The organism is Thalassospira tepidiphila MCCC 1A03514, assembly GCF_001662875.1.
GTDB lineage: Bacteria > Pseudomonadota > Alphaproteobacteria > Rhodospirillales > Thalassospiraceae > Thalassospira > Thalassospira tepidiphila.
On record NZ_JPVZ01000007.1, the window covers coordinates 1 to 13,177 of the forward strand.

Genomic DNA, 13,177 nt, shown 5'->3' on the forward strand with positions numbered 1-13,177 from the left:
ATGGCGGCGGCAAAGGTAATGGTGCCGAAGCACAAGGCAAAGGTGCAGCCGCGCGTTCCAACGCCAAGGGTCTGGGTATGCAGGCCGGGGGCGTTGGCCGTGGTGCATCCTCTGCAAGAGAAGGTGTCACTGGTGAAAAAGGCATGCCGCCGGGTATTGCAAATGCACCGGGGCTTGCTGGTGCTTTGCCGCCGGGGATCCAGCGGGTGTTCGGCGCGCCGACCGGTCCGGATGTCGATCCGGATGTCGAACGCGACATCATTACCAAGGGCTGGAAAGAACTGACCGGGCCAGGCGCAGGTGATGACAGTGATACGCCAGATGATGGCGAGCCGGATACCGGTGATACCGGCGGTGACACCGGGGATACGGGTGATACAGGCGACACAGGTGATACCGGAGATACCGGTGACACTGGAGATACTGGAGATACGGGCGACACCACGGGTGAAACGGGTGACGCCGGAGATACAGGTGACACGGGTGGTGACACCGGTGACGGAGCAGATAGCGGTGACTCCGCCGATACTGGTGACACTGCTGCTTAAGACATCCCAGTTCAAAGCAGCTGATCCTGCTTTGACCGCCGCGGCCTGAGCCTGGGCCGTAGCAACTTGCAGCCCCGCCTGGCCCCCCGCCGGCGGGGTTCTTTTTGTCCGAATTTCAGTATTGATAAAAGAAAACCCCTGCCGATTTCCCGACAGGGGTTTTCCTGATTGGCAAACTGCCGCTTGATCAGATGGATCAGGCCATTGCAGCTTTCAGACCTTCGTCCAGTTTGTCGAGGAACTGGTTGGTGGTCAGCCATTTCTGGTTCGGGCCGATCAGCAGTGCCAGATCCTTGGTCATGAAGCCGGCTTCGACAGTGTCGACGCAGACTTTCTCAAGGGTTTCAGCAAACTTGACGACTTCCGGGGTATCGTCGAATTCACCACGGTACTTAAGGCCCTGTGACCAGGCAAAGATCGACGCAATCGGGTTGGTCGAGGTTTCTTTGCCCTGCTGGTGCTGACGATAGTGACGGGTCACGGTGCCGTGTGCCGCTTCTGCTTCGACGGTCTGCCCATCCGGGGTCATCAGAACAGAGGTCATCAGACCGAGCGAGCCAAAGCCCTGTGCCACGGTGTCGGACTGAACGTCGCCGTCATAGTTCTTACAAGCCCAAACGAAACCACCATTCCATTTCATCGCACATGCAACCATGTCGTCGATCAGGCGGTGTTCGTAGGTGATGCCAGCTGCTTCGAACTTGTCTTTGAATTCTTCCTGGAAGACTTCTTCGAACAGGTCCTTGAAGCGGCCGTCATAGGCTTTCATGATGGTGTTCTTGGTCGACAGGTAAACCGGCCAACCGAGCGACAGACCATAGTTCATGCAAGCACGTGCGAAGCCCTTGATGCTGTCATCAAGGTTGTACATCGACATCGCAACGCCCGAAGACGGGAAGTCGAAGACTTCGTGTTCGATGGGCTCACCGCCGTCTGCCGGCTGGAACTTGATGGTCAGTTTACCTGCGCCCGGAACCTTGAAGTCGGTCGCACGGTACTGGTCACCAAATGCGTGACGGCCGATAACGATCGGCTGGGTCCAACCCGGAACCAGACGCGGAACGTTCGAGCAGATGATCGGCTGACGGAAAACGGTACCGCCAATGATGTTACGGATGGTGCCGTTCGGCGACTTCCACATCTTTTTCAGGCCGAATTCTTCAACGCGCTGCTCATCGGGGGTGATGGTCGCGCATTTAACACCGACGCGGTGTTCCTTGATGGCATTTGCTGCATCAATGGTGATCTGGTCGTCGGTCTCGTCACGTTTCTGAACCGAAAGATCGTAATATTTCAGGTCAATGTCGAGATACGGCAGGATCAGTTTGTTTTTGATGAAGTCCCAGATGATGCGAGTCATCTCATCGCCGTCAAGCTCGACGACTGGATTCTTAACTTTAATCTTGCTCATAGAATACTCCCTTGCTGGCCGCGGCCGACATGCAGCGCGGCTGCCATTCAAGATGGTTAAATCTCTGTCTTCCGGCGCGCGAGGGAGCGCCCTGGCCGCGTCGGGAGCCCGCAACATACAGGAAGCCACCAGAAAATCAAAGAGGGCTGGAATACAACAATGTGATGAGGGCCGCAAAACCCGGAAATCCGGGCATTTCGATCAGGTGAATTGGCGATTTTTGTTGCCAAAAAGATCAATAATCCTGATCGTTTAGGCGAATTTGACGAGAAGTTCGAAAAAACTGTCTATCGGCCTCGCAGAGTTGATTTTTCTGATCCGGATCAATGACCGATTGATCCGTTAGCCGATATTGTGACCGTATTGCCGGTGGATGGGGGAGACTCCGATTTCCGGAGCGCCATCAAAGGGGAACTGTCATGAACTTGGCAAGTGAAAACATCATTGTCCTGATCATCTGCGTCGTCGGCTTTTGCCTGCTTGGTTTCGGCTTTACCAATCGTGATCGCAACTGGGGCGTTGCGATGATGTGGGTCGGTGTGCTGACCATGCTGGGACCGATTGCCTGGCGGCTGTTGACGCTGTTTGCGTAACAGGCTTTGTCTGGGTGTGCCAAACGGGGCAGGGGATGTTATGCGCCAGTCGCAGCATGGATTGCGGGCTTGAACGGCTAAATCAGGAAGTCATTTTTTCCGGATCTAGCCCGTGGCCACGCAGGAACATATCGACCGCTGCAATCACATGGCTGCGCAGGTCTTTTTCCTGCGGTTCCCAATCGATATAGGACATTTGCCGGATATCGTAGTCCGCCTTGATCAGGCTGGAAAAGAACACGGCAGCTTGCCAAGGATTGCCTTTGGGGAAGTTACCCTCCGTCATCTGGCGTTCGAAATAAGACGCAATGTATCGACGCCCCGTCATCAGTCCGCTTTCATAAAAGACCTTTCCCAGTTTCGGGAAGCGGGGCACCTCGGCCAGAAACAGGCGCATATACCGGATGGTGTCGGGCATGGTCAGAAGCGTCATCAGCGTTTCGCCGTAATGGATCAGGGCCGCGCGGAGCGGCAAGTCCGACATTTCAAGGTCGCTCATGACGGATGTGATTCGCCCGGTGCAATCGCGAATGACGGCTTCAAACACGCCATCCTTATTCCCAAACAGCTCATAGATCGTTCGGCGTGATCCACCGGCCTCGGCCGTGATCATTTCGAGCGTCGTACCGGCAAGCCCATGTTCGCAAAACAATTCCCGCGCCGTTGCGATGATGGCTTCGCGGCGTTTTACGGTTCTGGGATCAATCTTCTTGGTGTCTTGCACAGGGGATTCCGATTCCGGACTTGACGTTTGGTACTGAGTAGTACCATAAATAGACAAATGGTACTGATCAATACCAAAAGGAAAAATCAGGCAATGAGTGTGAAAAAGATCATTCTGCCCCTGATCGCAGCAGCGATTATTGGTGGCGGTGGATATTACGGGTTCTATTGGATGACCGAAGGTCAGTACCATGAAAGTACCGACAATGCGTATCTTCAGGCCGATGAGGTCGCGGTATCGCCCAAGGTGTCAGGCTATGTCGGGGATTTGCGGGTGGCCGAAAACCAGCCGGTGCGCAAAGGCGACCTTCTGCTGACCATCCGGGATGAGGACTTCCGCCTTGAACTGGCCAAGGCTCAGGCGGCCCTTGAGGCACGCCGGTCTGCGGTTGGTACGATGGAAGAACAGATCACCCTTCAGGAAGCCGCAATCAATCAGGCCGCGGCCAATGTTGATATCGCGCGGGTCGAGCTGGAACGCACCAGCGATGATTTCAAGCGTTACGACGATCTGGTCAAAAAGGGTGCTGCCAGCCGCCAGAAATTCGATTACGCCAAGGCCGATCGTCAAACCGCGCAGGCTGAGGTTGCGGCGGCCAACGCCACATTGGCCGTCGAAAAGGGCCGGCTTGGTGTTTTACGCGCCCAGAAGATCGAGGCGGAGAGGGCTGTGAAACAGGCTGAAGCCGCACGTGATCTGGCGCAACAGGCGCTTGATGATACCCGGATTTTTGCGCCGTTTGATGGCGTGGTCGGCAACCGGTCGGTTCAGACCGGCGCATTGGTCCAGCCGGGTGAGCAGCTTTTGGTGCTGGTGCCTTTGCCCGGCACCTATATCGTGGCCAATTTCAAGGAAACCCAGATCAGCCACATGGCGCCGGGTCAGAAAGTCGCGGTCGAGGTGGATGCCTTCCCGGATGCCGAGATTGTTGGCCATATTGCAAGTTTTGCCCCGGCAACCGGTGCGCAATTCAGTTTGCTGCCGCCGGAAAATGCGACTGGCAACTTCACCAAAATCACCCAGCGCGTGCCGGTTCGGATCGAGCTTGATGACAGCAAATGGGCCAAGGCATTGCGACCGGGCCTGTCGGTGGTGGTCAATGTGGATACCCGCAATGCCAGTGGCGAAGAAGAAATCGCCGGTGTTGGTCTTGCGCAAGGGATCGTCCCGACGGCGGAACTTTCGGAGCTTAACTGATGGCAGCCGTCAGCCCGACAACAGCGCCGCAATCTGAAACACGCCCGATGGAAACCGCCCAGTTTGTCGGCTGGGTGGCGATGGTTGTTGGCATGTTTCTGGCAATCCTTGATATTCAGATTGTTGCAAGTTCGCTTGAAAACATTCAGGCGGGATTGTCGGCAAGCCCGGACGAGATCGGCTGGGTTCAGACCAGTTATCTGATTGCCGAGGTGGTGATGATCCCGCTGTCGGGCTTCCTGTCGCGCCTGATGTCAACGCGCTGGCTGTTCGTGATTTCTGCAGTTGGCTTTACCGTGATGTCGGTGGCGTCCGCCTTTGCCTGGTCGATTGAAAGCATGATCTGGTTTCGCGCCATGCAGGGCTTTTTGGGCGGGGCGATGATCCCGACCGTGTTTGCCACGACCTATATCATTTTCCCGCCTGACAAACGCAATGCCGCCTCGGTGATGACCGGGTTGATTGCGACCATGGCACCGACCATCGGCCCGACCCTTGGCGGGTTTTTGACCCAGTCACTGTCCTGGCACTGGCTGTTTTTGATCAACGTTATCCCCGGACTGATGATTGCCGCCGTTGTCGCCATGACCTTGCGCGTGGATCGCGGGGATATCGGCCTGCTTAAGGGATTTGATCTGCGCGGGCTTTTGTCGATGGCGGTGTTTTTGGGCAGCCTTGAATATGTCCTTGATGAAGGGCCCAAGGATGACTGGTTTGACGAAACTGCGATCATCTATGGCACCGTCACATGCGCGTTAGCCGGGATCTATTTCTTCTGGCGGATGTTTACCTATGACAAGCCGATTGTGGATCTGAAATCCTTTGGCGATCGCAATTTCACCATGGGCTGCGTGTTCAGCTTTACGCTGGGTGTCGGGCTTTATGGCAGTGTTTATCTGATGCCGCTGATGCTTGGGCGTGTTCGGGGCTATGACAGTCTTGAAATCGGGATTGTTATGGCGGTGACCGGTATTACCCAGTTTCTGTCCGCCCCGATTGCCGGGAAGATGACAGCAAAATATCCGCCGCGCGTGGTGCTGGGCATCGGGCTTGCGTTGTTTGCCACCGGCCTTGCCATGCATGGCTTTAACACCAGCGAGGTCTCGTTTAACGAGCTGATCTGGCCGCAGGTTGTGCGTGGTGCAGCACTGATGTTTTGCATGTTGCCGGTGACCAATCTGGCACTGGGCACCTTGCCACCCGAAAAAATCAAAAACGCCAGCGGGCTTTATAACCTGATGCGTAATCTGGGCGGGGCGATTGGCATGGCGGCGATCAATACGCTGCTTGATAAGCGGATCGATTATCATTTCTCGATCCTGTCCGATCACATCAACCCGGCCAGCACGGCGTTCAAGGATTATCTTGCCACACTTACCGCACGGTTTGGCGAGATGGGCCTTGCCGATCCGCATGCCGCAGCAATGAAATTCATCGTCAATATCGTCAACCGTGAAGCCTCAATCATATCGTTCAACGATGTCTATCTGGCGATGGCGGCGGCCTTCCTGATTGCCTTCCTTTTGCTGCCACTTGCCAAGCCGCCCCGGGCTGAGCCAGGCGTGGATGCTGCGCATTAAAGGTTATTGAAAAGGCGCGCCAAGGACACAAGAACAAGGTCGCACACAGTTCCCCCCGACCCCGGCAAGCATATGCTTGCGTGCGACCTTACCGGCCCCTGCGATGAAGGGGCCGGTTCCTTTTGGGATGCGCATGTGTGTCCCATTTCACAAACAAGTTATTCAACCCAAAGTTTTTATGGGGTACTATCAGTATCTCAATGCAAGCCTCACAGGTTTAAGCGCAACCTGGGTTTCGGCGACGTGCCCTGATTGGATTCCCCGGAAATTCTCTTGCCGACATTGCTTGCGAAAGCGCGAAGGATAGGAGCAGATAATGAAGACGTTTCTGGTAGCGGCGGTGGCGGCGGTTTCCCTGAATTTCATCTGGTCTCCAGCATCTGCGCAGGACGCGGAAAGGCCCAATATCCTTGTGATCTGGGGCGATGACATCGGCTGGCAAAACTTGTCATCCTATGGGCTTGGCACCATGGGTTACACGACCCCCAATATTGACCGGATCGCCAATGAAGGCATTCGGTTTACCGACCACTATGCACAACCGAGCTGCACGGCCGGGCGTGCGGCCTTTATCACCGGACAATATCCGATCCGGTCCGGCATGACGACGGTTGGCCAGCCGGGCGCGGTCCTTGGCCTGCAAAAGGAAAGCCCGACACTGGCGGAGCTTCTGAAAGAAGAGGGCTATCGCACCGGGCAGTTCGGCAAGAACCATCTGGGTGACCGCAACGAACATCTGCCAACCGTTCACGGTTTTGACGAGTTCTTTGGCAATCTTTATCACCTCAATACGCAGGAAGAAGCCGAGCAGCGTGATTATCAACGCTTTGCCGAGCAGTTTGCCGGATCGCTTGAGGAATATGACGCCCGCTTTGGTACCCGCGGGGTGTTACACAGCTTTGCCACCGAAGAAGACAATGGCACGGTCGATCCGCGCTTTGGCCGGGTCGGCAAACAGATCATTCAGGATACCGGTCCACTCACCCAGGAACGGATGAAGGATTTTGACGGGGCAGAAATCATCCCGGCGGCGATCAATTTCATGACCGCTGCCAAGGATGCCAATGAGCCGTTCTTTGTCTGGCTTAATACCAGCCGCATGCACCTTTACACCCGCCTGAATGACCAGTGGCGTTACGCCGCCGAGGAATATACATCCGAGGCCGATTATCACGGCAGCGGCATGTTGCAGCACGATCACGATATCGGCGGTGTGCTTGATTGGCTTGATGCGCAGGGTTTGGCTGAAAACACCATCGTCTGGTATTCGACCGATAATGGGCCTGAGCATGCATCCTGGCCGCATGGCGCGACAACTCCGTTCCGCGGCGAGAAAATGACCACCTATGAAGGTGGTGTGCGGGTGCCATCCATGATCCGCTGGCCGGGTAAACTGCCTGAAGACAAGATACTGAACGGTATTCAGGGCCATCAGGACATGTTCACATCGCTTGCCGTTGCTGCGGGGATTGATGATCCTGCCGAACGGGTGATGGAAGAAAAAAACCAGTATATCGATGGGGTGAACAACCTGCCGTACTGGCAAGGCGAAACCGACCAGTCGGCACGTGATCACATCTTCTATTATTTCGAAAGCCAGCTGACGGCTGTGCGGGTCGGGCCGTGGAAGCTGCACTTCGCGCTTAAGGAAGATTACTACGACAACATGACGCCGCGGAACTTCCCGATGATCTTCAATCTGCGGATGGATCCGTTTGAAAGCTATAGCAGCATTGATTCCTATGGCCATCTTGCACAGAAGGTTTCGTGGTTGATGCAGCCTGTCAGTGTGCTGATGACCCAGCATCTTCAGACGCTTGGTGAATATCCGCCTGTGCAGGGCGGGGCCTCGTTTGACATGTCGAACATGGTGCAGGATTTCCTTGCCAAGGGACGTCAATAGGATGAAGGGACTGACGGTCTTTGGGAGATATATTTGTCCGGGCGATCTCCCGATCCTGTCTTTGGCGGTCGCAGGCCTTTTTGCAGCGCCGGCCGCCAGTGCGGCAGACTTGCCTGAGTTTGTCGAACTATCGGGTGGCACCTTCCTGATGGGGGAGGACCGCATCTATCGGGAAGAAACCGAAATCCATCAGGTGACGGTTTCGCCCTTTGCGATCAGTCGAACCGAAATCACCAATGCGCAGTTTCGCGAATTTGTCGAAGAAACCGGATATGTGACGTCCGTGGAAAAGCCGCTTGATCCGGCGGACTATCCCGGTGTGCCCGAAGAACTGCTTCAACCCGGATCGATGGTTTTTGCCCAACCCGCAGGTGCTGTGGATATGGGGGATATCGGAAACTGGTGGCGATATGTAGCCGGGGCAAACTGGCAACATCCAACCGGACCCGAAAGCAACATCGATGGCCTTGATGATCATCCGGTAACGCAGGTGTCCATCGAAGATGCACGTGCCTATGCCAAATGGGCGGGTGGCAGGCTTGCCACCGAAGCCGAATGGGAATTTGCCGCGCGCGGTGGCTTGTCGCGGAAGGCCTATGTCTGGGGCGACACATATGACCCCACCCAGGGCTGGAAAGCCAATAGTTGGCAGGGGCAGTTCCCGACGGACGATCTGGCCGATGATGGTTATCACGGAACGGCACCCGTCGGGCAATTTGCGGCAAATGGGTATGGTCTTTACGACATGGCCGGAAATGTCTGGGAACATGTCAATGATTGGTGGGTGCCAGGGCATCCAAACACTGCCCAGACGGACCCAAGTGGCCCGCCGATGAAGCTCGCCGTACGTTTTGCCAGCAGTGCAACCGGCCCGATGACGGTGGTAAAGGGCGGATCATGGTTATGTGCGCCAAATTTCTGCCTGCGCTATCGCCCGGCAGCCCGACAACCGGCCGAGGGGCATATCGGTTCCAACCATATCGGATTTCGCATCGTCAGGGATATCCAATGATCCTCCCTTTCGACTGACGGCGGTTTTGTTGTCAGAAAATGCTGTTTGATCTGTGCATCGGTTGTCGCCGCGACATGCGCCCCATCAACTGAGAAAGGAACAGACCATGCTTTTCGTAAGGTTTTTAAAATTTTGCGTCCGCCAGCGGGTCCTTGCCAGTGCAGTAGGGGGTGGCATCATGCTGATGCAGGTCCCGGCGGTTGCGCAAAGTGACAATTCCGATCTTGCCAAACAGTTGGCCAATCCGGTGGCCAATCTGATCAGCGTCCCGTTCCAGGGCAATTATGACAGCGGGTATGGATCGGCAGACGGGGAAAAATACCTGATCAATGTGCAACCGGTCATGCCGATGCGCTTGAATGATGACTGGAACCTGATTTCGCGCACCATTCTGCCGTTGGTGCACCAGAACGATATCAATGGCAATAGTGGCACCGATACCGGTATTGGCGATACGGTTCAAAGCTTCTTCTTCTCGCCGGTTAAACCCACCGAAAGTGGCCTGATCTGGGGTGTTGGTCCGGCATTGTTATTGCCGACAGCCAGTGAAAGCAGTCTTGGCGTTGATCAATGGGGTGCCGGGCCAACGGCGGTCGGTTTGTTTGCCGATGGTCCATGGACCTATGGCATGTTGACCAATCATATCTGGGGCGCGGACGAAGGGTCTGCGGCCTCGGCGACCAACGCCAGTTTTTTCCAGCCCTTTATCAATTACACCACGCCGAATGCCTGGACTTTCGCGCTGAATACCGAAAGCACCTATAACTGGACCGCCGAACAATGGTCGGTGCCGGTCAATGGCATCGTTTCCAAGCTGACCAGCATCGGCGATCAGAAAATCAGTGTCGGGGCAGGTGTACGTTATTGGGTCGATAGTCCGGATGCGGGGCCCGACGGGTGGGGCGCGCGACTGATTTTGACATTCCTGTTTCCGAAATAACCGGTGGATATCAAGACAGGTTTGGGACCGCTTTGAACAGCATCAATGCTGTGGGGAATAGTCGGATCAAACCGACAGGTGCTGCGCGTACAACTTGGATACCATGATGGGGGGGGCTGATATGGGACGGTCAGTTGTTGGCCAGTTTGCTGGTCACTGGGCGATTGCGGGTGTTGGGGCGTTATTTGCAACGGCGTCGCTGTCGGAGGCGCGGGCTGCCAATTGTGCCGCAGATGGTGGGCTGATTTTTGTCGGGAAAACAGCCGATAATTCGAATTCAGTGTGGTTGTCAGGCACCAGTTCAGGGGCGTTTCGCCTTGACGCACAAGGGGCAACCAAGGATAGCTGGAACCAGGCGCGGCGTGGTTTGCATCTTACATTGTCGGATGTTGTATCGACCGGCAATGGCGGCACGCACCATCTTTATGACAATAGCGGTGGGGGCTGTCTGCTTGATAACCAGAACCAGAAAGGCGGGGTGAACCTGCCGCCGATCGGACGGCTATTTCCTGATTTTCTGACACCCGAGGTGCCGACGGTTGTTGATCCGCCCGTGGCGATCAAGCCCCCGATCGGGATTTTGCCGCCCCAAACGATCACACCGGAAATCCCCATCGCTGTGATCCCGCCAATCGGTATCCTGCCGCCGACCGGCATCACGCCCGAGGTCCCGATTGCCGTCAAACCGCCCATCGGCATTCTGCCACCCGATCTGATTACGCCGGAGCTCCCGATTGGTGTCACACCCCCAATCGGCACGTTGCCGCCAACCGGGATCACCCCGGAACTTCCCATCGGCACAAAACCACCCATCGGGGTGCTGCCCCCGGAACCGATTACGCCTGAGGTTCCAGCAATCACCCCGCCATCGCCAAACGTGCCCGAAACAGTTGCCAATGCGCAGCTTTCAAAGCGCCCTGACGCATATCTTGCGGACAGTACCTGTGCGATCCTTGAAGGGAATGGGTATCTGTATCTCGATGAAAGCGGCGCGATCTTTACCGCACCCTGCACCTTGGTCCGTCAGGGTGGCTATGAGGGGATTACGGTTGCATCCTTGCTTGAACAGTCGGACGTGCCATTGACGCCGGGGCGCGATTTCATTCGGGAACCCTTGTGGAACTTCTGGTCGGAAACGCGCGGATTTTATGCCGAGGATCGTCGACATAATCTTGATACCGAAGGTTACAGCGGTTCGGTCCTGTTCGGGGTTGATCGCGAAATTGCCGAGGATACGGTTGCCGGTATTTCCGCATCATTTGAAACCAGCGGGTCTGATGGATATGACGGCGGGCTGGAAACCGCGGCCTATGGCTTTTCGGTCGGGCCGTATTTTGCCCATCGGCTGTCCCCGAATTGGGCGGTGCAGGGATCGCTTGGCTATATGTTGTTGCAAAACGATCTTGAGGTTGTCGTTCTTGAAGGGAATTACTTTTCCCATCAACTTTCCGCCGCGGCCGCGATCAACGGGCAGTATCGCTATGAAGAATGGATCTTGCGCCCGCGCTTTGGCCTTTCCTATGCCGAAACCTTTGTCGAGGACTATGATCTGAGCGGTACGATCAACACCACGCCGGTGACAGTCAATATCGGCTCGGATCATTTTGGCTATGGTTCGGCGGAACTGTCTGGTGAGGCCAGCCGGTATGTCGATCTTGGCGATGACCTTTTGGGAATGCCCTATGGCGAGCTTGGGCTGCATATCGCACTCGATCGACCCAATGACGGAAAAATCCTTTCGGGTGATCTGCGACTTGAAGACACATCGCCTGTGACCGGCACCATCCGCGGCGGGATGCGGTTTTTCTATGAGGACCGGATCGCCTTTGACGTCGGGGCCGGGTATCTCAGTATCGGGCAGAACGGGCTTGATATCTGGGAGGCAAAGGCACGGGTATCCTTTGCCTTTTGACGGCAACAAAAAATGCCCGCCACCCAAGGTGGGGTGACGGGCACCGGATCAACTTGATATTGCGCGCGGATGCAATATCAGTTGGCAATCATCGCGGCCGGTTTTGGCGTGTCCGTGCTGCTGACCGGCAGGATCGGGTAGGTGACCTGCGGTTCCTGACCTGTCAGGGTTTGAAGGAAGGCGGTGATCGCCTTAACTTCATCCTCAGACAGCTCGGTGCCCAGTTGTGAACTGCTCATGATCGCAACTGCCTGTTCCAGATCCCAGACCTTGCCGGAATGGAAATATGGCGCGGTAAGCGCGATGTTACGCAGCGGACCGGCACGGAACACATAGTCATCACTTGCGGTCTGGGTGACTGCAAATCGGCCCTTGTCATCCGGTGGCAGGACTTCTGAGCCCGGCTTTTCAACAACACCGAACGGATAATAACCCGTACCGCCGACATTCACCCCGTTGTGGCAGGATGCGCATCCGGTATCGATGAACAGTTCAAGACCGGTCATCTCGGTTTCGGTCATGATGGTGTCGTTGCCTTCAAGGAACTGGTCAAACCGGGAGGCCGGGGTGATCAGGGTTGCTTCGAATGCCTCGATCGCCTTTGCCATATTGTCAAAGGTCACCGGATCATCTTCGCCCGGGAATGCCGTTTTGAAATGGTCGACATATTCCGGGATGGATTTTAGCACGGTCACGACACGTTCCGGCGTGCTGGCCATTTCAACACCGGCCTGAACCGGGCCTTTGGCCTGTGCCTTAAGGTCTTCGGCGCGACCATCCCAGAACTGGGCTTCGTTGAAGACGGCGTTCAGAACGGTTGGTGCATTGCGCGGGCCTTTCTGCCAGCCATGTCCGATGGAGGTTTCCAGATTGTCATCCCCACCCATGCCAAGGTTGTGGCAGGTGTTGCATGAAATGATTGCACTGGCCGACAGACGCGGTTCAAAAAACAGCATCTTGCCCAGTTCGACCTTTTCACGGGTGACGGCATTGCCTTCGATGGCGGGAACCATCGACGGAATGACTTCAAAATAGTCCAGCGCACTTTCACGAAGTTCGGCTGGTTCTGCCGCGATTGCCGCACCGCCAAGGGCACATGCCGCAACGGTGGACAGAAGGGCTTTGGAAAACAGGCGTCGGGATGTCATTTCTCTCTCCCATTTTTGGTGGTTCGGGTACTAGACCAAAAACGGGGTTGTAAAACCGTGACATACATCAACTTTTTAATTAAATAACGTTTTATATCAATGGTTTAAATTGAATTTCAATAATGAGAATTCGCAAATGCGCCTTGGCAATCCGTGCGGGCCAAAGAAAACGCCCGGGTGGGAGGCCCGGGCGTTTCAGCCTTTCGGGG

General features: G+C 55.7%; 10 protein-coding genes and 1 pseudogene. 8 read left to right on the plus strand and 3 right to left on the minus strand.

Annotation, left to right across the window (positions count from 1 at the left end; translation table 11 throughout):
• Positions 1 to 548: pseudogene (locus TH4_RS14770) on the plus strand (hypothetical protein); the annotation flags it as partial.
• Positions 549 to 744: 196 nt separating this feature from the next.
• Here TH4_RS14770 and TH4_RS14775 read toward each other — a convergent pair.
• Complete coding sequence (locus TH4_RS14775; RefSeq protein ID WP_063087614.1) at positions 745 to 1,959, minus strand: NADP-dependent isocitrate dehydrogenase; 1,215 nt, start codon at positions 1,957 to 1,959, stop codon at positions 745 to 747.
• 419 nt (positions 1,960 to 2,378) lie between these two features.
• Between TH4_RS14775 and TH4_RS20785 the strand changes: the two genes are divergently transcribed.
• The gene (locus tag TH4_RS20785; protein WP_167351223.1) at positions 2,379 to 2,552 is read left to right on the plus strand and encodes a hypothetical protein; all 174 of its coding nucleotides are present in this window, start codon (positions 2,379 to 2,381) and stop codon (positions 2,550 to 2,552) included.
• An 82-nt stretch (positions 2,553 to 2,634) separates the two neighbouring features.
• Here the strand turns inward: TH4_RS20785 and TH4_RS14780 are convergent, their stop codons facing one another.
• On the minus strand, positions 2,635 to 3,276 hold the full coding sequence (locus TH4_RS14780; protein ID WP_064781717.1) for a TetR/AcrR family transcriptional regulator: 642 nt from the start codon (positions 3,274 to 3,276) through the stop codon (positions 2,635 to 2,637).
• Positions 3,277 to 3,369: 93 nt separating this feature from the next.
• Between TH4_RS14780 and TH4_RS14785 the strand changes: the two genes are divergently transcribed.
• The 6 genes from TH4_RS14785 to TH4_RS14810 all read left to right on the plus strand — a co-directional run bounded on the left by TH4_RS14785 (position 3,370) and on the right by TH4_RS14810 (position 11,820).
• On the plus strand, positions 3,370 to 4,473 hold the full coding sequence (locus tag TH4_RS14785; protein WP_083997138.1) for an HlyD family secretion protein: 1,104 nt from the start codon (positions 3,370 to 3,372) through the stop codon (positions 4,471 to 4,473).
• A complete protein-coding gene (locus TH4_RS14790; RefSeq protein WP_064781719.1) occupies positions 4,473 to 6,053 on the plus strand; it encodes a DHA2 family efflux MFS transporter permease subunit in 1,581 nt (526 codons plus the stop codon). Before TH4_RS14785 ends, TH4_RS14790 begins: the two co-directional genes overlap by 1 nt.
• Positions 6,054 to 6,369: 316 nt before the next feature.
• On the plus strand, positions 6,370 to 7,956 hold the full coding sequence (locus TH4_RS14795) for an arylsulfatase (protein ID WP_083997123.1): 1,587 nt from the start codon (positions 6,370 to 6,372) through the stop codon (positions 7,954 to 7,956).
• Position 7,957: 1 nt separating this feature from the next.
• Positions 7,958 to 8,968: a formylglycine-generating enzyme family protein gene (locus TH4_RS14800; RefSeq protein ID WP_083997124.1), complete on the plus strand. Its 1,011-nt coding sequence runs from the start codon at positions 7,958 to 7,960 to the stop codon at positions 8,966 to 8,968.
• A gap of 178 nt (positions 8,969 to 9,146) precedes the next feature.
• Positions 9,147 to 9,908 (plus strand): transporter, encoded by a 762-nt coding sequence (locus tag TH4_RS14805; RefSeq protein WP_245227915.1) that lies wholly within the window; start codon positions 9,147 to 9,149, stop codon positions 9,906 to 9,908.
• 121 nt (positions 9,909 to 10,029) lie between these two features.
• Positions 10,030 to 11,820: an autotransporter outer membrane beta-barrel domain-containing protein gene (locus tag TH4_RS14810; RefSeq protein WP_157097763.1), complete on the plus strand. Its 1,791-nt coding sequence runs from the start codon at positions 10,030 to 10,032 to the stop codon at positions 11,818 to 11,820.
• 77 nt (positions 11,821 to 11,897) lie between these two features.
• On the opposite strand, the gene TH4_RS14815 is transcribed toward TH4_RS14810, so the two are convergent.
• Entirely contained in the window at positions 11,898 to 12,968 is a 1,071-nt protein-coding gene (locus TH4_RS14815) for a cytochrome-c peroxidase (RefSeq protein WP_064781722.1), read from the minus strand.
• Between the last annotated feature and the right edge of the window lie 209 nt (positions 12,969 to 13,177).